This is a genomic window from Rhodothalassium salexigens DSM 2132, assembly GCF_004341375.1.
Taxonomy (GTDB): Bacteria; Pseudomonadota; Alphaproteobacteria; order Sphingomonadales; family Rhodothalassiaceae; genus Rhodothalassium; species Rhodothalassium salexigens.
The window spans coordinates 24,219-44,156 of the sequence record NZ_SLXO01000009.1; the positions used below are offsets into that span (position 1 = coordinate 24,219).

At 68.8% G+C, this 19,938-nt stretch carries 12 protein-coding genes; 6 read left to right on the forward strand and 6 right to left on the reverse strand.

Annotation, left to right across the window (positions count from 1 at the left end):
• Positions 1 to 60 precede the first annotated feature (60 nt).
• From EV659_RS11425 to EV659_RS11435, 3 genes are read left to right on the forward strand one after another with little or no spacing between them, the layout of a single operon-like run.
• Positions 61 to 1,401 carry a metal-dependent hydrolase family protein gene (locus EV659_RS11425; RefSeq protein ID WP_132709024.1) on the forward strand — a complete coding sequence of 447 codons (1,341 nt, stop codon included), beginning with the start codon at positions 61 to 63 and terminating at the stop codon, positions 1,399 to 1,401.
• Positions 1,402 to 1,454: 53 nt separating this feature from the next.
• Positions 1,455 to 2,939, forward strand: a complete 1,485-nt coding sequence (locus tag EV659_RS11430) for an amidohydrolase (RefSeq protein WP_132709025.1) — start codon at positions 1,455 to 1,457, stop codon at positions 2,937 to 2,939.
• Entirely contained in the window at positions 2,936 to 4,306 is a 1,371-nt protein-coding gene (locus EV659_RS11435; protein ID WP_200287693.1) for an amidohydrolase family protein, read from the forward strand. Before EV659_RS11430 ends, EV659_RS11435 begins: the two co-directional genes overlap by 4 nt.
• 175 nt (positions 4,307 to 4,481) lie before the next feature.
• On the opposite strand, the gene EV659_RS11440 is transcribed toward EV659_RS11435, so the two are convergent.
• The 4 genes from EV659_RS11440 to EV659_RS11455 form a co-directional block, all read right to left on the reverse strand.
• Positions 4,482 to 7,625, reverse strand: a complete 3,144-nt coding sequence (locus tag EV659_RS11440; protein WP_132709026.1) for an efflux RND transporter permease subunit — start codon at positions 7,623 to 7,625, stop codon at positions 4,482 to 4,484.
• A gap of 61 nt (positions 7,626 to 7,686) precedes the next feature.
• On the reverse strand, positions 7,687 to 8,799 hold the full coding sequence (locus EV659_RS11445; protein ID WP_132709027.1) for an efflux RND transporter periplasmic adaptor subunit: 1,113 nt from the start codon (positions 8,797 to 8,799) through the stop codon (positions 7,687 to 7,689).
• A 469-nt stretch (positions 8,800 to 9,268) separates the two neighbouring features.
• Positions 9,269 to 9,559, reverse strand: a complete 291-nt coding sequence (locus EV659_RS11450) for a Dabb family protein (RefSeq protein WP_132709028.1) — start codon at positions 9,557 to 9,559, stop codon at positions 9,269 to 9,271.
• 129 nt (positions 9,560 to 9,688) lie between these two features.
• Positions 9,689 to 11,566, reverse strand: coding sequence for an ABCB family ABC transporter ATP-binding protein/permease (locus tag EV659_RS11455; protein WP_132709143.1), 1,878 nt, complete (start codon positions 11,564 to 11,566; stop codon positions 9,689 to 9,691).
• A 219-nt stretch (positions 11,567 to 11,785) separates the two neighbouring features.
• Here EV659_RS11455 and EV659_RS11460 point away from each other — a divergent pair, with 219 nt between their 5' ends.
• Entirely contained in the window at positions 11,786 to 12,232 is a 447-nt protein-coding gene (locus EV659_RS11460; RefSeq protein ID WP_132709029.1) for a hypothetical protein, read from the forward strand.
• 80 nt (positions 12,233 to 12,312) lie between these two features.
• Here EV659_RS11460 and EV659_RS11465 read toward each other — a convergent pair whose 3' ends face one another.
• Entirely contained in the window at positions 12,313 to 13,101 is a 789-nt protein-coding gene (locus EV659_RS11465) for a LysM peptidoglycan-binding domain-containing protein (protein ID WP_132709030.1), read from the reverse strand.
• A gap of 1,159 nt (positions 13,102 to 14,260) precedes the next feature.
• On the opposite strand from EV659_RS11465, the gene EV659_RS11470 reads away from it, so the two are divergent.
• Both EV659_RS11470 and EV659_RS11475 read left to right on the forward strand, forming a co-directional pair.
• Positions 14,261 to 15,475 (forward strand): NADP-dependent isocitrate dehydrogenase, encoded by a 1,215-nt coding sequence (locus tag EV659_RS11470; RefSeq protein WP_132709031.1) that lies wholly within the window; start codon positions 14,261 to 14,263, stop codon positions 15,473 to 15,475.
• 143 nt (positions 15,476 to 15,618) lie between these two features.
• The gene (locus tag EV659_RS11475; RefSeq protein ID WP_132709032.1) at positions 15,619 to 16,452 is read left to right on the forward strand and encodes a hypothetical protein; all 834 of its coding nucleotides are present in this window, start codon (positions 15,619 to 15,621) and stop codon (positions 16,450 to 16,452) included.
• Positions 16,453 to 17,089: 637 nt separating this feature from the next.
• Here EV659_RS11475 and alaS read toward each other — a convergent pair.
• On the reverse strand, positions 17,090 to 19,792 hold the full coding sequence (gene alaS, locus EV659_RS11480) for an alanine--tRNA ligase (RefSeq protein ID WP_132709033.1): 2,703 nt from the start codon (positions 19,790 to 19,792) through the stop codon (positions 17,090 to 17,092).
• Positions 19,793 to 19,938 lie beyond the last annotated feature (146 nt).

A 19,938-nucleotide genomic window follows, 5' to 3' on the forward strand; every position in this document is an offset into this window, starting at 1 on the left:
AGCCGGCCCGTGCCCTGCTAGCGTTCTTGCCAACAAAAGCAACCAACAGGGAGGGACCCTATGCCCTTGCGCCATCTGGCCACCGGTCTGGCGTTTTTGTGCGCCGGCCTCGCAAGCACGCCGGCCGCCGAAGCCCAAGCCGGCAGCGCAGCCGCCGACGCAGACACCGACCCCGGCACGATCATCCATGCCGGCCGGCTGTTGGCGGTGCCCGGCGCCGGCGTCGCCGAAGAACGCTCGATCCTGATCCGCAAAGGCCGCATCGTCGCCATCGAAGACGGCTACACCACCGGCGGCGATGACTGGCGGGGCGCGCAGATCGTCGACCTGACCGACCATTTCGTGCTGCCCGGGCTGATCGACGCGCATGTGCACATCACCGGCGAATTGGGACCGCGCCAAAAGCTCGACCGGGTCGAGATGTCGGACGCCCGCACCGCCATGCGCGCCTGGGCCTATGCCGACCGGACGCTGACCGCCGGCTTCACCACCATCCGCGACGTGGGCGCCAATGCCGAGGCGGTGTTCGCGTTGCGCGACGCCATCGCCGCGGGCGAGGTCACCGGGCCGCGCATCCTGTCGGCCGGGTCGACCATCTCGGCCACCGGCGGCCATGGCGATGTGCACGGCTATCGCGACGACATCCTGCACCTGATGGAAGACAGCAGCAACTGCGACGGCGCCGACGACTGCCGCCGAGCGGTGCGCCGCCAGATCAAGCGCGGCTCGGACCTGATCAAGATCACCGCCACCGGCGGCGTCTTATCCGAAACCGCCGCCGGCACCGGCCAGCAGATGTTCGACGACGAAATGACCGCAGTGGTCGAAACCGCCCACGCCCTGGGCCGCAAGGTCGCCGCCCACGCCCACGACGCCGCCGGCATCAAGGCCGCCTTGCGCGCCGGCGTCGACAGCATCGAACACGGCACCTTTCTGGATGACGAGGCGATCGCGCTGTTCAGGGAAACCGGCGCCTATCTGGTGCCGACCGTGCTGGCCGGCGTCACCGTGTCGGAAATGGCCCAGGCCCCGGGCAGCTTCATGGCCGCACCGGTGGCGGAAAAGGCGATCCGGGTCGGGCCGGCGCTGATGAAGATGCTGGCGCGCGCCCATGAGGCGGGCGTAAGGATCGCCTTCGGCACCGATACCGGCGTGTCGCCACACGGCCAGAACGCGCGCGAACTGGTGCTGATGGTCGAGGCCGGCATGCCGGCCGAAGCGGTGTTGCGCACCGCCACGGTGGACGCGGCGGCCCTGCTCGGCGTCGACGACACGGTGGGCACCATCGAGCCCGGCAAGGCCGCCGACATCGTCGCGGTCGCCGGCGACCCGCTGAGCGATATGACCGCCATGCGCACGATGGCCTTCGTCATGCGCGACGGCCGGGTCCACCGGCGCTGACGATACCACCGCCGTTTCGAGCCCCGTTTCAAGTCCTGGCCATGGAGACGCCCATGACGATCGTTCGCCCCTCCGTTGCTCTGACAGCCCGCCGGCCGGCGCGGTCGCTTGCCGCGGCCACCGTGGCGCTTCTGCTGGCCGGCTGCGCGACCACCGGCGCGCCGCCGCCCGAGGCCGACGCCCCGGCGACGCCGGCGACGCCGGCGGCGTCCGATACATCCGAACCGCCGGCGGCCTCCACCGCCTTTCCCTCCACCTACGAGCCCCTGGCCCACCCGGCCACGGTGTTGCGCAATGCCACGGTGTTCGACGGCACCGGCCGGCGGTTCGACGACGCCGATGTGTTGATGATCGACGGCAAGGTGGCCGGCGTCGGCCGCGACCTGGCGATCCCCGCCGGCACCGCCGAGATCGACGCCAGCGGCAAGTGGGTGACGCCGGGCATCGTCGACAATCACAGCCATCTGGGCGTCTATCCCTCGCCTAGTGTGCGCGCCCATGCCGACGGCAACGAAGCGACCGCACCCAACACCGCCCAGGTCTGGGCCGAACATTCGGTCTGGCCGCAGGACCCGGGCTTCGTGCGCGCGCTTGCCGGCGGGGTCACGGCGCTTCAGGTACTGCCCGGATCGGCCAATCTGTTCGGCGGTCGCTCGGTCACCCTGAAGCCGGTGCCGGCGCGCAGCGTCCAAGAGATGAAGTTCCCCGGCGCCCCCTATGGCTTGAAGATGGCGTGCGGCGAGAACCCCAAGCGCGTCTATGGCAGCCGCGGCCGCCAGCCGTCGACCCGCATGGGCAGCTTCGCCAGCTACCGCGCCGCATGGATCGACGCGCAGGCTTATCGGGACAAATGGGACGCCTATGAGCGCAAACGCGCCGCCGGCGAAGACGCCGAACCGCCCAAGCGCGACCTCAAGCTGGAGACGCTGAAGGGCGTGCTCGACGGCGAGATTCTGGTGCACATGCACTGTTATCGCGCCGACGAGATGCTCCAGGTGCTCGATATGGCGCAGGAGTTCGACTATCGGATCACCGCCTTCCACCACGCCATCGAAGCCTACAAGATCGCCGACCGGCTGGCCGAGGCGAACGTGTGCGCGTCGGTGTGGGCCGACTGGTGGGGCTTCAAGATGGAAGCCTATGACACCGTGCCGACCAACGCCGCGCTGGTGCACGCCGCCGGCGGCTGCGCGATCATCCATTCCGACAGCGACATGGGCATTCAGCGGCTCAACCAGGAAGCCGCCAAGGTGCTGGGCGACGCCGAACGCATGGGTCTGGCCGTCGAGCCCGCGGAAGCCTGGACCTGGCTGTCGCTCAACCCGGCGCGGTCGATGGGCATCGACCATGTGACCGGCAGCCTGGAGGCGGGCAAGAATGCCGACGTGGTGGTCTGGTCCGCCGACCCGTTCTCGGTCTACGCCAAGGCCGAGAAGGTCTATGTGGACGGCGCCCTGGCCTGGGACCTGGACAACCCCGCGCACCGGCCGATCACCGATTTCGAACTGGGCCAACCCGGCGAAGGAGACCTGAAATGACCGCGCTGACCCTCGCCCCGGCAACCGTCGCCGCGCGCGCCGCAAACGCCTTCCCCCGGCCCCGCGTCGGGCGTTTGACCCGCCGGCTTGGCGTGGCCGTCGCAGCGCTTGCGGCGGCGCTCGCCCCGGCAGTCCCCGCCATGGCGCAATCGGTGGCGATCACCAACGCCCGCGTGGTCACGCTGAGCGACGCCGGGACGCTCGCCAACGCCACCGTGGTGATCGAGGGCCGGCGGATCACCGCCGTGGGCGCCAATGTCTCGATCCCGCGCGACGCGACGGTGATTGATGCTGGCGGCGGCTGGGTCACGCCGGGGCTGTTCGCGCCCGCCGGACGGCTGGGCACCGTCGAGGTCGGTGCCGTCGACGGCACCCGCGACGACCAGGTGAGCGGCGAGGCGGCGGGCTTCTCCGCCGCCTTCAAGGTCAGCTACGGCGTCAACCCCCGCGCCACCGCGATCCCGGTATCGCGCACCGAGGGCGTGACCCGCGCGGCGGTGACCCCGGTGCCCGGCGACAGCCTGTTCGGCGGCCAGGCGGCGTTGATCCACCTGCGCCCGGCCGCCGACGCGGTGTTCAAGGACAGCGTCGCCATGGTGGTGAGCCTCGGCGAGGCCGGTGCCCGGCGCACCGGCGGGTCGCGCGGCGCCGCCATGGGGGCGCTGATCCGGGCGCTGCAAGCCGCCGACACCATCGGCCCCCTGGACCTGACGCAGCGCTGGGACGGCCCGATCCCGCGCGCCGACGCCGAGGCGCTGGCGCCGGTGGTGCGCGGCGAAATCCCGCTGATGGTTCAGGTCCACCGGGCCAGCGATATCACCCAGACGCTCAAGCTGATCGAGCGGTTCGAGCGGCTGCGGCTGATCCTGCACGGCGCCGCCGAGGGCTGGATGGTGGCCGACCGGATCGTGCGCGCCGGGGTGCCGGTGATCCTGGACCCCACCGCCAACCTGCCGGCCAGTTTCGACCGCCTGGGCGCCACCCAGCGCAACGCCGCCCGGCTGATCGAGGCGGGCGTGACGGTGGCGTTCGTGCCGGCGGGATCGGACAGCCATCTGCCGCACCTGATCCGCCAGTCGGCGGGCAACGCGGTCGCCAACGGCGTTGCCTGGGAGGAAGCGTTCAAGGCGATCTCGCTCAACCCGGCGCGCATCTACGGCGTCGAACGCGAACTGGGCGCGCTCGACCGGGGCAAGCTGGCCGATGTGGTGGTCTGGGACGGCGACCCGCTGGAGGTGCGCACCAACCCCACCCATGTGTTCATCGAAGGCGTGGCAACGCCGATGACCTCGCGCCAGATGAAGCTGCACGCGCGCTATAGCGATCTGGACGGCGCGCCGCCGTTCGCCTATCGCCGCCCCGAATAGCCGGGACCGGAACCGCGCACACCCCGCTTAAGACCGACACAAGGACAACGGCGCCGGAGATCCTCTCCGGCGCCGTTTTGGTCATCGCCGACACGGGCGTCGCACCTGGCCCTGGCGCCGTCGCCGCCAAGCCCGGCCCCGTTTAAGCGAGGCCGGACCGGGGCTGGCCGGCGCCCTACTCGGCCGGTTGGGCAGCACCGCCGCCCTGGTCGCCATCGGCCGCGCCCGACCCGGCCTGGCACTGTTGTTGGCGCAGCCGCTGGGCCTCATAGCCCGGCGACTTGGTGAACCGCGCCAGCAGGTCGTAGAACACCGGCACCACGAACAGGGTGAAGAAGGTCGCCACCACGACGCCCCAGAAGATGGTCACGCCGATGGTGGTGCGGCTGGCCGCCCCGGCGCCCGAGGCCATGATCAACGGCACCGCGCCCATGGCGGTGGACAGCGAGGTCATGATGATCGGGCGCAGGCGCAGCAGACACGCCTCGACCAGCGCGTCGCGGATCGCTTTGCCCTCGTCGCGCATCTGATTGGCGAATTCGACGATCAGGATGCCGTTCTTGGCGGCGATGCCGATCAGGATCACCAACGCCACCTGGGAATAGATGTTGAGCGTGCTGCCGGCGGCATAAAGGCCCAACAGCCCGCCGGCGATCGCCAGCGGCACGGTCAGCATGATCACCAGCGGGTGGATGAAGCTTTCGAACTGCCCAGCCAGGATCAGGAACACGATCAACAGCGCCATGCCGAAGACGAAGAAGATCGCGCCGCCGGCCTCGCGATACTCGCGGCTTTCACCCTTATAGTCGATGGTGGTCACCTCGGGCAATTCGGCGCGCACCAGGTCTTCCAGATCGTCGAGCGCCTGACCAAGCGTGAAGCCCGGCGCCACATTGGCGGTGACGGTCAGCGCACGCACCCGGTTGAACCGGTTGAGCGTCGCCGAGCCGGCCTGTTCGCGCACCTCGACCACATTGGACAGCGGCACCAACTCGCCGGTGCGGTCGGAGCGCACATAGTAGTTGAGGATATCGGACGGCTGATCCCGGTCGGCGTCCTGGGCGCGCAGGATCACCTCATACTCCTCGCCGTTCTGGATGAAGGTGGTGACCCGCCGACCGCCGAGCACGGTTTCCAGCGTCCGGCCCACGGTCTGCACCGACACGCCCAGTTCGGCCGCCCGGTCCAGATTGACCGCAACGCGCACCTGCGGCTGGGTCTCCTTGTAATCGGTATCGATGCCGACCAGCGACGCCAGCTTCGGTGCCTCGGCCTCGATCACGCTGGCATAGCGTTGCAGGTCGTCATAGGTGTCGCCGCCGATGACGAACTGCACCGGCTGGCGACCGCCGCTGGCGCTGATGCCCTGGCGCATGATGATGAAGGTGCGCACGCCGGCCAGGTCGCTGTATTTGCCGCGCAATTCGTTGATGATCTCGTCGGCCGACCGCGCGCGTTCGTCCCAGGGCTGCAACGTGACGATACCGAACGCCTCGTTGTTGCCGTCGGCGCGCACGATGACCACCCGCGCCTCTTCGGTCTCGGTGGCCAGATAGAGCGTCCGGTCCTCGATCTTGCCGATGTATTCCTTCATATACTCGAAGCCGGCGCCCTCGGGCCCGGTGACGGCGATGAAGAAGGCGCCCCGGTCCTCGCGCGGCGCCAGTTCCTGGGGCACGCTCACATAAAGCCCGGCAATGGCGACCAAGGCGCCGCCATAGACCACGCCGACCAACCACTTGCGGACGAAGAAATAGTCGAGCGACCGGGCATAGGCGCGCTGAAGCCCGCGAAAGGCGCTGTCGACCAGCCGGTTGACCAGCGGCTTGGTGTGGCCCTGGTTCTGGCGCAGCAGTTTGGAACTGAGCATCGGCGTCAGGGTCAGGGCGACCAGCGACGAGAACGCCACCGCCGCCGACAGGGTGATCGCCAATTCGCTGAACAGGCGGCCGATATTGCCGGCCAGAAACGGGATCGGCAGGAACACGCCGATCAGCACCAAGGTGGTGGCGATCACCGCGAAACCCACCTGGCGCGCGCCCTCATAGGCCGCCAACAGCCGCGGGCTGCCTTCCTCCACCCGGCGATAGATATTCTCCAGCACCACAATGGCGTCGTCGACCACCAGCCCGATGGCCAGCACCAGCCCCAACAGCGTCAACAAGTTGATGGTCAGACCGAACAGATAGAGCACGCTGAACGTGGCGACGATGCACACCGGCACAGTGACCGCCGGGATGATCACCGTGCGGATCGAGCCCAGGAACAGGTACAACACCACGAACACCAGCACCATGGCGACGCCGAGGGTTACATAGACCTCTTCGATCGCCTGCGAGATGAACAGCGAGCTGTCATAAGACACGTCGAGGGTCATCGACTCGGGCAACGTCTTGCGCATCTCCTCGATCTTGGCGTGCACCGCCTCGGCCACCGCCAGGGTGTTGGAGGTGGACTGGCGCACCACGCCCAGACCGATGCGGTTCTGGCCGTTGCCGCGGAACTCGGTTTCCTCGTTCTCGGCGCCGAGCGCCACCGTCGCCACCTCGCCGAGCCGGGTCAGGTGGCCGTCGGGGTTACGCCGCAGCACAAGCTGCGAAAAGTCCTCCGGGTCGCGGTATTCGCGGTCGATGCGCACGGTGAAATCGCGGCGCGTGGACTGCACCTCGCCACCGGGTAATTCGAGGTTTTCGCGCCGCAGCGCCGCTTCGATGTCGGCGACGGTGATGTCGCGCGCGGCCATCGCCTTGCGGTCCAGGTCGATGCGCATGGCATAGCGTTTGTCGCCGCCGATGCGCACCCGCGCGACCCCGTCGACCACCGAAATCTGGTCGACCAGATTGCGGTCGGCATAGTCCGACAGTTGCAGCGAATCCATCACCGGGCTGGACAGCGCGAACCACATGATCGGGCGGGTGTCGCTGTCGACCTTGGAGACTTCGGGCGGGTCGGCTTCCTCGGGCAGGTTGTCGAGCACCCGGCTGACCCGGTCGCGCACGTCGTTGGCCGCCGAGTCGATGTCGCGATAAAGCTCGAACTCGATGGTGATGCGCGAACTGCCGTCCTGCGACGACGAGGTGATGGTGCGGATGCCCTCGACCCCGGCGATGCGATCCTCGATGATCTGGGTGACGCGGGTTTCGATCACCGCCGCCGAGGCGCCGGGATAATCGGTATCCACCGACACGATCGGCGGGTCGATATCGGGGATTTCACGCAGCGGCAGGCGCTGGAACGAGATGATACCGAAAGCCACCAGAATAAGGCTGATGACCGTGGCGAACACCGGCCGTTTGACGGCCACGTCAGACAGGACCATGCCCGCTGTCTCCTCAAGAAGTCTGTCGCGCGTTGGACAAGCGCCGAGACCGGCGCGGCGCTTACATGCCGGCGGCGGCGGTCGCGGTCTGACCCTCGGCCCCGGCGGGCGCCCCGTCTTCGCGCAGGACCCGGACCGTGAGCCCCGGCCGCATGCGCAGGGTCCCGGCGGTGACCACCCGTTCGCCGGCGTCGAGACCGTCGCTGATTTCGGCGACCCCCGGCCGGCGCGCGCCCACCTCGACCCGGCGGCGTTCGACCGTGTTGTCGGCGCGCACCACATAGACATATTGATTGTCGTCCACCGGCACGAGCGCGTCTTCCGACACCGCCAGCGACCGGCGCTGGTTGGAGCGCAGGATCACCGACATCAACATGCCCGGACGCAGCAGGCTGTCCGGGTTGGGCAGGATCGCCCGGGCGGTCACCGCGCGCGACACCGGGTCGACGCGCGACGAGATGGTGCGCATGGTGCCGTCGAAGGTCCGACCGGGGAACGCGGCGACCCGCGCGCTGACCGCCTGGCCCACCGACAGGTCGGCGATGAACCGCTCGGGCACCGCGAAGTCCACTTTCAAGGGCTGCACATCGTCGAGCGTGGTGATCTCGTCGCCCGGCGACACCAAGGTCCCCGGCGATACCCGACGCAGGCCCAGCACGCCGCCGAACGGCGCGGTGATGCGCCGGTCCTCGACCCGGGCGCGGGCCGCTTCCACCTGCGAGCGGAAGGCGCTCACTTCGCGCACGGCCTCGTCGCGCGCCGCCTCGCTGGCGTTGCCGCGCTTGACCAGATCCTGAATGCGCGCCAATTGCTGCTCAGCTTCCTTCAGCCGGGCCTTGGCCTCGGTGAACTGGGCCACTTCCTCGTCGTCGGTCAGGCTGACCAGCACGTCGCCGGCATCGACCCGGTCGCCATCGTCGAAATGGACCTCTTCGACGGTCTCGGAGACGCGCGCGGTGATGGTCACGGATTCGTCCGCCGTGGCGGTGCCGATTGCCTCGATCTCGTCGGCGAACTGGTCGTAGCCGACCGTCGCCACCTCCACCGAGACCGGCCCGGCGCCGCCAAAGCCCGCGCCTTGCTGGCCCTGCGGACCGCGCTGGATCAAATACACCCCGCCGGCCACCAGCGCGGCGGCGAACAACAGCAGAAGGAGCGTGAACGCTTTTCTCATGATGGCTCCCTAAGACTGGGGCGCAGAGAATCTCCGTGCCCCGCCCGAAGTGGACCGGTAAACTGGCCCTTTATGCGTTTTTCCGTCGTCAAGCCGGTTTGGCGACGGCCCGACGGGTCATGATACGCTGGGCAATCGGGCGAACCTTCGCCGGCCCGATGACGAAGCCGTCGGGCGGTGCGGCGAGCGCCCACCCTTGTCCCAGGCATACAAACCAGAAGACCATAGCGAGAGGGCTATACGGTACAATTGTGCCGTTGGTTTACAATCACGGCAAGGCAATGTGGTAAACACCCGCAGCGGCGCCTGGGTATTGCGTTGTGCGCCGGGGTGGCGCCGGGGTGGCACCGGGCAGGGCTGGACCGGCCCGGGACGACCCCGGCCGGCAATCGCGGCCGATTGGCGGTCATTGGCGTTGCGCGCCGCCCACCGCCGCCGCGGTCCGCCAGGGTGGGCGCGGGCGGGGCGCTCAGTCGACCGCGCGAATGTCCGCCGACATACGCAGGTCGCGCAAGGGGCGCACGCGCGCGGTGATCTCCTCGTAGAGCGGATCGGCCTTGTAGCGGTCGAGCGACGCCAAGTCGTCGAACTCGGCATAGACCACCACGTCGATCTCATTATGCCACAGATCACGCTTTTCGTTCTGCACCACCTCAAGGTGTCGGACCGGCTCGATGGTGCCCAGGCGGGACAGGTCGTCCATGATTCGGCCCAGATGGGCGCGGTCCTTGGCGGTGAAGAAAACGATGTGACGGATCATGGTCTGACGTGACGCTCCAGAAGGATGGGAGCCTGGCGGGGCGGCTGCGCGTGAGTGTGGAGCGCACCCGGGCGCCCTCTGTCAAGGGCGCTGTGGTCGCCCTGCCCGACCGGGGGCGCCGGTGACCGGCTATTCGCCGGCGGTATCCCAGACCGCCCGGCCGCCCAGATGGGTCTCGCTCCCGGGCTCGGCCCGAGGGTCGGCCTTGGGCTCGACCGGGGGCTCGGAAGCGCGGGGACCGGCGGGCGCGTCCGCTGTCGAGGCATCGCCCGCGTCGTCGGCGGCGGTCTGCTGGCGCTGCCACATGGCGGCATAGACGCCGTTTCGGGCCAGCAACTCGGCGTGGCGACCGCGTTCGACGATTTCGCCGCGGTCGAGCACAAGGATCTCGTCGGCGCCGACCACGGTGGACAGGCGGTGCGCCACCATCAGCGTGGTGCGCCCCTGCGAGACCCGTTCGAGGGCGGCCTGGATGTCGCGTTCGGTATGGGTGTCGAGGGCGCTGGTCGCCTCGTCGAGTAGCAGGATCGGCGGGTCCTTGACGATCGTCCGGGCGATCGCCACGCGCTGCTTCTCGCCGCCCGACAGTTTCAGGCCGCGTTCGCCCACCATGGTGTCGTAGCCGTCGGGCAATTGCTCGACGAACGGCGCGATCTGGGCCAGTTGCGCCGCCTCGGCGATGGTCTCGGGGTCGGCGTCGGGGCGGCCATAGGCGATGTTGTAGCCGATGGTGTCGTTGAACAGCACGGTGTCCTGGGGGACGATGCCGATGGCCCGGCGCAGGCTCGCCTGGGACACCGTGCGGATGTCCTGGCCGTCGATGCGGATGGCGCCGTCGGTGACGTCGTAGAAGCGGAACAACAGCCGCGCGATGGTCGACTTGCCGGCCCCCGACGGCCCGACGATGGCGAGCGTGCGCCCCGCCGGCACGGTGAAATCAAGGCCCTTGAGGATCGGCCGCTTGCCGTCATAGTCGAAGCGCACGCCCTCGAACCGCACCTCGCCGCCGGCGACCGCCAGGTCGGGGGCATCGGCGGGGTCCTCGACCTCGCGCGGTTCGTCCATCAGGCCGAACATATGCTCCATGTCGATCAGCGCCTGCTTGATCTCGCGATAGACGAAGCCGAGCACGTTCAAGGGCACGAACAACTGGATCAGCAACGAATTGACCAGCACGAAGTCGCCCACGGTCAGGGCGCCCGACACCACGCCCTGGGCCGAGAACAGCATCAGCCCGCCCAGGGTGGCGTTCATGATCAGCGCCTGGCCGGCGTTGAGCCCGCTCAGCGAGTATTGCGAGCGCAGGGCGGCCTGCTGATAGCCGGCGATCGACCGGTCGTAACGGCGCGCCTCATGGTCTTCATTGTTGAAATATTTGACCGTCTCATAGTTCAGCAGGCTGTCGACCGCGTGGGTGTTGGCGGTGGAGTCGCGGCTGTTCATGTCGCGCCGGAACTGGGTGCGCCATTCGGTGACGATGGTGGTGAAGACGATGTAGGTGACCACTCCGGCCAGCAGACCCGCCGTGTAGTACCAGTCGAACTTGACCATGAAGATGCCGGTGACCAGCGCCAACTCGAACAAGGTGGGGCCGATGTTGAACAGCAGGAAGCGCAGCAGAAAGTCGACGCCGCGGGTGCCGCGCTCGATGGCCCGGCTCAGCCCGCCGGTGCGCCGCTCCAGGTGAAAGCGCAGCGACAAGGTGTGCAGGTGGCGGAAGGTCTCCAGGGCGACCCGACGCAGCGCGTGCTGGGTGACGTTGGAGAACACCGCGTCGCGCAACTGGTTCATGCCCACCGAGGCGAAGCGCGCCAGCGCATAGCCGAGCAGCAGGAACAAGGGCACCGCCACGGCCTGCGCGGTCTCGCCGGCCAGCCGGTCGGTGGCGTGCTTGTAGAAGAACGGCGTGTAGACCACCACCAGCTTGGCGGCGATCACCAGCACGATGGTCAACACCACACGGGCCTTGAGCCCGGGCTCGCCGGCGGGCCACAGATAGGGTAGCATCCGGCGGATGACCGCTCGGTGCTGTGCCGGGGTGGAATTGGTGGCCTTGCTGGTGCCCGGACGTCGCGCCACAAGAAACTCCTTTTCGACAACTGTGCCTTTTGCCCGCAAAAGGCGTCATTTACGTAAATTTAAGTGAGCCGGGCCAGACTGCCCGCCAACGATTTGCCCGCGGTCGGCCGTCCGCCCGCCATCCCCCGACGTTCTGGACCTTTGCCCATGCCAGCAACCTCGCAGGCTCCCCAGCCCCCGGCTCCGACGGCGCTGGACGAGCAGTACCGCAAAGCCCATGACCATCTCCAGACCCTGGAGCAGGAAGACGAGGTGCGCGCCCGGTTCGTCTGGCACGGCGTCGGCCTGGACGTGCTGGTCTCGCACGAAAGCCATAATCGTCGGTTGCTACGGATTGACGCGGATCTGGGCTGCCTGCCCTACTCTGCGGAAGGCGCGGCCATCCGCGACCGGGCCATCGACCAACTGAAGCAACTCGCCGCCTGGGATCATCCGGGCTTCTCGCTCGACCTGAGCCAGGCCGGACGGGTGTCGGTGCGCTCAAGCACGGTGCTCGACGCCGATATGACCATGGACGGCGTGTTCCGGGCGCTGTCGATCGTGCTGCTCGATATCGGCCCGGGCCTGATCGGCCTCGCGACGCATCTGAAATAGCCTGGTGCCGGCCAGCTTCGGCCGGTGCCATAGCCGCAGCCATGGCCGCGCGCCGATCCCGCACGCCCGGCGCAGCCAGGTTAACCAGCGCGGGATGGCGCTTCCGCCGTCGCGGCGGGGAACAACTGGCCGGGATAGATCACCTCGGGGTCGGTGATCTGGTCGCTGTTGGCGCGAAACACCAAGGTGTAGCGCAGGCCATCGGCGCCGCTTTGCGCGGGTCGGACCACCGCCCAAAGCTTATCGCCCTCGTGCACCTGAACCCCGGCGGCGTCGGCGGGCGGCGCAGCGACGCTGAACGGCTGTTCGATCCGCAGTGCCACGACCCCCTCGTCGACGAGTTGGTCGACGCGGATCTGGTGGGCGCCCTGGTCGAGCGACGTGTCGGCCGACACCCGCCAGACGCCGTCGTCGCCGGCACGGGTCGCGGCGAGAAACCGATTGTCCAGATAGACCGCCACCGACGCACCGGCGGGGGCGCGGCCGCTGATCAGCGGCAGCCGGTCGGTGCCGAAGTCGACCGTCTCGACGCTGAGGTCGCCGGCCAGGTCCGCCGGCACCGCGCCGCCGGGCTTTTGCAGCACCCGGCTCGGCCCGTCGCCGTGCCGGGGCGACAGCACCGCCACCACGCCCTCTCGTTCGGAGGGCTGAAAGCGGTTCGGATCGTCACCATTGGCCGGCAGGTTGAGCACCACCACGTCCGCCGACGCCACCGGCTCGCGATCCGCCAGCGTAGCGGTCAGCGCAAACTGCGCGGTCCCCGGCGCCAACGGGTCTTCCAGGATCATCACCCATTCGCCCCGGGCATCGGCCTTGACGGTGCCAAGCGGCAGGTCGTCTTCCAGCACGGTCACCGCTGCCCCTGGCATCGCCCGTCCGGCCAGCACGCCGGTGCCGCCACGGCTGATCCGCACCACATCGAAGGTGGGTGTGGCGGGCGCCGGCTGCTGCCCCTCCGGCCTCTCGGCCGCCTCTTGCCCCGACGGCCCCCGACCTGGATCGGTCCCCCCGGAGGCATCGGCCGCACCGGTCGCACCGGTCGCACCGGTTGCGGGGGCGGGCTCGGACGGGTCGGCCTGCGGTGGGTCTGCGGGCACCGGCTCGGGGCTTGAAGGATTGGGGTCAGACGGCGCTGGATCGCCCGGCTGCGAAGCGGGCGGCTCCGTGGCGGTCGGCTGTGGGCTTGAGGACGGCGGATCGGACACCAGCGGATCGCGCGTTTGCGGATCGGCCGGTAGCGACACAGGGGTGTCGTCCGCCATGCCCTGACCCGGCTCGCCAACGCCCGGGCCGGGGGCCTGATCGGTCGGGCCTTTGTCAGACGGCACGGGGGCGGACGACACAGGCGAAGACGGGACTGGGAAAGATGAGGCAGGATCGGCGGGAGTTGGCACCGGGTCAGCGACCGCCGCCACTGGCGACGGTGCGCTGGCCGGCTCCCGGCCCATGGCAACCAGCAGCGGTCGATCCGCCAACAGCGCGGCGTCGAGGTCGAGCGCATCCGGCCCGGCCAATGCCGGAGCCTGTTGTTCCGCCCGGCCATCGGCGTGCACGCTCTCGTGCTCGCCACCGCTCAGCAGAGCGACCAGCAGGGCGGCCGTCAGAACCACGACCACGGCGCCAATGAAGGCGATCCGCATGGCCGAAAACCGGTCACTATTGGCATTGTCTGGCGTCACTGTTCCAATCCCCATGCCTGGCCGCGTGATCGCAGGCGGCCCCGTCATCGCGGCCCATAGCGCAAATGATGGCGCCCTGGCCACCGTCGCGGTCGGCCGCCTTTGCGGCCGGCACCTCGACCCTCATATCGCCGTCGGCCCGTAATCCGTCGTCGCCAACCGCGACGCCGTCGCTTTCGTCGTCCCGTCGGCGGGGCTGCCAAGGGGCGGTTCGTCTTGCCTTTTTCCAGCCCCAGCCATAGGGTGCCGGCCACTTCTTTCAATTTGACGGGTTGTGCCAGAATGGCCGAACCCGTCGGTCGCCCGCAATCCCCGTTTCGTCTCCCGCCCCGTTCGAAAGAGGTACGACATGTCCAAGATCAAGGCCAGAAACCCGATCGTCGAAATCGACGGCGATGAAATGACCCGGATCATCTGGCAATGGATCCGCGATCGTCTGATCCTGCCTTATGTGGACGTGGACCTGCTCTATTACGACCTGTCGATTCAAAAACGCGACGAAACCGACGACCAGATCACCGTCGAAGCCGCCGAGGCGATCAAGAAACACGGCGTCGGCGTCAAGTGCGCCACCATCACGCCCGACGAGGCGCGGGTCGAGGAATTCGGCCTCAAGCGCATGTACCGCTCGCCCAACGGCACGATCCGCAACATCCTCGGCGGCACGGTGTTCCGCGAGCCGATCATCATCGCCAAGGTGCCGCGCCTGGTGCCCGGCTGGACCCAGCCGATCGTCATCGGCCGCCACGCCTTTGGCGACCAGTACCGCGCCACCGACTTCAGGTTCCCCGGCAAGGGCAAGCTGAAGATGGTGTTCGAGCCCGAAGATGGCGGCGAGCGTCAGGAATACGAGGTGTTCGACGCGCCGAGCGCCGGCGTCGCCATGGGCATGTACAATCTGGACGCATCGATTCGCGACTTTGCGCGCGCCTGCTTCAACTATGGCCTGATGCGCAATTACGATGTCTATCTGTCGACCAAGAACACGATTCTGAAGGTCTATGACGGCCGCTTCAAGGATCTGTTCCAGGAGGTCTTCGACACCGACTTCAAGGCCGATTTCGACGCCCGCGGGCTGAAATACGAACACCGGCTGATCGACGACATGGTCGCCGCGTCGATGAAATGGGCCGGCGGCTATGTGTGGGCGTGCAAGAATTATGACGGCGACGTGCAGTCGGACACGGTGGCCCAAGGGTTCGGCTCGCTGGGATTGATGACCTCGGTCTTGATGACGCCCGACGGCAACACGGTCGAGGCCGAGGCCGCCCACGGGACGGTGACCCGCCACTATCGCCAACACCAGGCCGGCCGCGAGACCTCCACCAACCCGATCGCCTCGATCTTCGCCTGGACGCGCGGGCTCAAGTATCGCGGCAAGCAGGACAGTACGCCCGAATTGGAGGACTTTGCCGCCAAGCTTGAAGCCGCTTGCGTCGAATCGGTCGAGGCCGGGCACATGACCAAGGATCTCGCCCTGCTGATCGGCCCCGATCAAGCGTGGCTGACCACCAGCCAGTTCTTCGACAAAATCGAGGAACGCCTCCAACAGAAGATGGCATAACCCGCAGGCCGGGCCGGCGATGCGCCCCATCGGTTGCATGGACAGCGGCCGCCGCCTCGCCTAAGGTCGCGGTTATCAACGACAGCGAGCGGGCCCGTCCGTCCCCTGAGGCGGTGCCGGCCCGACCCACCAGGGAGACAAAAATGCCCCAACGCACTCATTTTGCGCGGCCGGCGCTGGCCACCGCGCTTGCCGCCGCCATGAGCTCCGTTGCCGCGGCGCCGGCATTCGCCCAGTCGAGCGACCCGGTCGCGCCGCCCAAGGCCGGCCGGTTCAGCGCCGGCCTCGGCGCCACCGGCGAATTCCTGCTCAGCAGCACCAGCCTCCAGGACTTCCAGTTCAACGGCAATCTCAGCCAGATCCTCGACACCCTGCCCGATGTGGAAGGGATCGCCCAGATCAACGAGCAGAGCCTGGACAATTCCTACGGCTCGCTGGTGGGCGTGCAAGGCACGGTTTCCTATGGCCTGACCGACCGGATCGAGCTGTTCGCGCGCGGCGGTTATATGGAATCCGGGTCCAGCAACAAGACCGCCGGGTCGTTCGCGGGCGGAGACACCCAGGGCACCTTTACCGCGGTTCTGGACGACTATAACGAGTTTTACCTGCACGGTGGCGCGCGTTATTTCTTCAATGACGGCATGGACTTCCGCCCCTTTGTCGGCGGTTTCTTCGGGGTTCGGTTCATCGATTCCGTGGGCATGACCCTGACCGCCGACGGCAATGCCGGGCCCATCGGCACGGTGTATGACGGCGCCCTGTTCGACGACGACACGGTGCTGACCGCGGGCGGCGAGTTCGGACTCGCCTACAGCTTCCGCGACAATTTCACCTTCAGCGTCAATGTGGGGATCAGTTGGACCGGCGAATGGTCGCTCGCTGAAGAGGCGTTCGAGGGTACCGTGCTCAACGGCGCCCAAGACACCGGCCGGCGCCTGTCGATCCCGATCGGCGGTCGGTTCACCTACACCTTCTAAGCCGGCCGGAGCGGCCATAGCCGCTCCGCACGGCGGCCAAACCGAGCGGCCGGAAAACCGACCCGACAAGCCAGCCTTGACCACCAAGGCTGGCTTTTTTCATGCGCGGGCAAAGACGCGCGCGCCGCGCCGGGCGTGGGGGCACGGGCATCGCCTTGCTGCGGCCCGCCACGCAGCCGGGCGCGCATGTATAGAGTTCTTGGTTGCACGGGTTCGCTTCGCTCATCGGCGGACGGGCGCGATCCTGCGGTCGTCGCCTGCCCGCGCCGCCCGGGTGCGGGCCCCGTGCTCCCCTGGGGCCCCAAACCCGCGCACCGATGACCGCCCCACCGGGCTCGTCTGGTGCGCGAGCGCGCCGCCCCCGCCTCGCCCCCCCTCCTTGCCCACACCGTCACAGCCCAAGGGCCCGCGACGGCCGGGGGCAAGCCGAGCGCCAAGGCGGAGGGCGCGCCGAGACGGAGAGCGCGCCGAGACGGGGCAAAACCGGGCGCCGCCTGGATGGCAGCCGCGCTCGTCTCACGCGTGCCGCCCGGAGCGCACAGCGAGCATCCCTCGGAGCACGCGGCGGGCCGCCGCCCCGCCATCGTCCGGCCGCGCCGCACCGGTCACCAACCGGCAGCGGCGCCGCGCCTCATGCTCAAGCCGGGGCGGCGGCGCCGGCTGCGGCCAACTGGTCGCGGATGGCGGTCAGCGCCTGCTCGGCCGCGGCGCCGTCGGGGCCGCCGGCCTGGGCCATGTCGGGCCGGCCACCGCCGCCCTTGCCGCCGACCGCAGCCGCGCCCGCGCGCACCAGCTCGACCGCCGACACCCGGTCCTTAAGGTCGTCGGTGACGCCCACCACCAGGGCCGCCTTGCCGTCATTGCGGCCGACGAAGGCGATAACGCCCGAGCCCAGCGAGCGCTTGGCCTCGTCGGCCATGCCGCGCAGGTCCTTGGGGTTCACCCCCTCGACCACCCGGCCGAGGAACGCCGTGCCGCCCACATCCTCGGGCGCCGGGGCCGCCGACGGACCGCTGCCACCGCCCAGCGCCAGCGCCTTCTTGGCGTCGGCCAGGTCGCGTTCGAGCCGCCGCCGCTCCTCGAACAGCGTGGCTACGCGCTCGGGCAGCTCGGCCGGCGCCACGCGCAGCCGCGCCGCCGCCGCTCTCAGCGTCGCCTCCTGGTCGAGCAGGTGACGCCGGGCGGCCTCGCCGGTCAGCGCCTCGATGCGCCGCACGCCGGCCGACACGGCACTTTCGTCGACAATCTTAAAGAGCGCGATATCGCCGGTGCGCGCCACATGGGTGCCGCCGCACAGTTCGACCGAATAGTCGCCGGGGCGCTGGGGATCGTCGCCCGGCTCCTGGCCCATGGCGACCACGCGCACTTCGTCGCCATACTTCTCGCCGAACAGCGCCATGGCGCCGGCGTCGACCGCGGCGTCATAGCTCATCACCTTGGTGGTCACCGGGCTGTTCTGCTGGATATAGGCGTTCACCTCGTCTTCCACCGCCGCGAGCATGTCAGCGCCGATGGCCTGGGGGTGCGACAGGTCGAACCGCAGCCGTTCGGCCGCCACCAGCGAACCTTTCTGGGCCACATGATCGCCGAGCAGACGGCGCAGCGCCCGGTGCAGCAGGTGCGTCGCCGAGTGGTTGGCGCGCAGGGCCCGACGGCGCGCACCGTCGACGGACAGCGACACCACGTCGCCGACCGCCACGCGGCCGGTCTCGACCCGCGCGCGGTGGACGTGCAACGCCCCGACGCGCTTCTGGGTGTCGAGCACGGCGATGCCCAAGTCGCTGCCGTCGGTGCCGGCGATTCGCCCGGTGTCGCCCATCTGGCCGCCGGATTCGGCATAGAACGGCGTCTGGTTGGTCACCAACCACAGCTCGTCGCCCGCCTCGGCGGCATCGACCTCGGCGCCGTCCTTGACGATGGCGTCGACCCGACCCTGGCCGGTCTCGCCCGTATAGCCGACAAATTCCGTCGCACCGGCGCGGTCGCGGATGTCGAACCAGACCGCTTCATCCGCCGCGTCGCCCGATCCCGCCCAGGCCGCGCGTGCCTTGGCCCGCTGTTCGGCCATGGCGGCATCGAAGCCGGCGCGGTCGACGCTGAGGCCCTGGCCGCGCAACGCGTCTTCGGTCAGGTCGAGTGGGAAGCCATAGGTGTCGTAGAGCTTGAACGCCACCGCGCCCGGCAGTTGGGCGCCGGCGTCCAGCCGCGCCACCGCCTCGTCGAGCAGCTTGAGCCCGCGATCGAGCGTGGCGCGAAAGCGGTCTTCCTCGCCGCGCAGGGTCTCGGCAATAAGGGCTTCGCTGCGCACCAGTTCGGGGTAAGCCTGGCCCATCTCGGCGGTCAGCGCCGGCACCAGACGGTGCAGCACCAGATCCTGGGCGCCGAGCAGGTGGGCGTGGCGCACGGCGCGGCGCAGAATCCGGCGCAGCACATAGCCGCGACCCTCGTTGGACGGCATGACCCCGTCGGCGATCAGGAAGCTGGTGGCGCGCAGATGGTCGGCGATCACCCGGTGCGACGGCGCCGCCTCACCGTCGGCGGCGACGCCGATGACGCTTTCCGACGCCGCGATCAGCTTGGCGAACAGGTCGATATCGTAATTGTCGTGGGTGCCCTGGAGCACCGCGGCGATCCGTTCGATGCCCATGCCGGTGTCGATGGACGGGCGCGGCAGGTCGACCCGGGTGTCGGCGTCGCGCTGGTCGTATTGCATGAACACCAGGTTCCAGATCTCGACGAAGCGGTCGCCGTCCTCGTCCGGGCTGCCCGGCGGGCCGCCGGGGATGTGGGGCCCGTGGTCATAGAAGATCTCCGAGCACGGCCCGCACGGCCCGGTCGCCCCCATGGACCAGAAATTGTCGGCGGTGGCGATGCGGATGATGCGGTCTTCGGGCAGGCCGGAGATCTTGCGCCACAGGTCAAAGGCCACATCGTCGTCATGGAACACCGTGACCACCAGCCGGTCGGCGGGCAGGCCGAACACCTTGTGCACCAGGTCCCAGGCTTGGCTGATCGCCTGGTCCTTGAAATAGTCGCCGAACGAGAAATTGCCCAGCATCTCGAAGAAGGTATGGTGCCGGGCGGTGTAGCCCACATTGTCCAAATCATTGTGCTTGCCCCCGGCGCGCACGCACTTCTGGGCGCTGACCGCGCGGCTGTAGGGCCGGGTCTCGGCGCCGGTGAACACGTTCTTGAACGGCACCATGCCGGCATTGGTGAACAGCAAGGTGGGGTCGTTCATCGGCACCAGCGGCGACGACGGCACGATGCTGTGGTCGCGCTCGGCGAAGAAGTCGAGGAACTGGCGACGGATGTGGTTGGTCGACAACGGGTTGGTCATGGGCGCACTTCTCGCTTCGGGGACCGGCCACTTGCCATGGCAGCCGGCCGGTCACGTCGGGGCCGACCGATACGATCGGGGCTGGCCGCCCAACACCGGGCCCTGGCCCCTGACACCGGTATCGAAGACCAGTTTCAGGGACCGGT

Coding starts and splice junctions, on each gene's coding strand:
- EV659_RS11425 (WP_132709024.1), top strand. CDS start 61: ATGCCCTTGCGCCATCTGGCCACCGGTCTGGCGTTTTTGTGCGCCGGC.
- EV659_RS11430 (WP_132709025.1), top strand. CDS start 1,455: ATGACGATCGTTCGCCCCTCCGTTGCTCTGACAGCCCGCCGGCCGGCG.
- EV659_RS11435 (WP_200287693.1), top strand. CDS start 2,936: ATGACCGCGCTGACCCTCGCCCCGGCAACCGTCGCCGCGCGCGCCGCA.
- EV659_RS11440 (WP_132709026.1), bottom strand. CDS start 7,625: ATGGTCCTGTCTGACGTGGCCGTCAAACGGCCGGTGTTCGCCACGGTC.
- EV659_RS11445 (WP_132709027.1), bottom strand. CDS start 8,799: ATGAGAAAAGCGTTCACGCTCCTTCTGCTGTTGTTCGCCGCCGCGCTG.
- EV659_RS11450 (WP_132709028.1), bottom strand. CDS start 9,559: ATGATCCGTCACATCGTTTTCTTCACCGCCAAGGACCGCGCCCATCTG.
- EV659_RS11455 (WP_132709143.1), bottom strand. CDS start 11,566: ATGCTACCCTATCTGTGGCCCGCCGGCGAGCCCGGGCTCAAGGCCCGT.
- EV659_RS11460 (WP_132709029.1), top strand. CDS start 11,786: ATGCCAGCAACCTCGCAGGCTCCCCAGCCCCCGGCTCCGACGGCGCTG.
- EV659_RS11465 (WP_132709030.1), bottom strand. CDS start 13,101: ATGCCAGGGGCAGCGGTGACCGTGCTGGAAGACGACCTGCCGCTTGGC.
- EV659_RS11470 (WP_132709031.1), top strand. CDS start 14,261: ATGTCCAAGATCAAGGCCAGAAACCCGATCGTCGAAATCGACGGCGAT.
- EV659_RS11475 (WP_132709032.1), top strand. CDS start 15,619: ATGCCCCAACGCACTCATTTTGCGCGGCCGGCGCTGGCCACCGCGCTT.
- alaS (WP_132709033.1), bottom strand. CDS start 19,792: ATGACCAACCCGTTGTCGACCAACCACATCCGTCGCCAGTTCCTCGAC.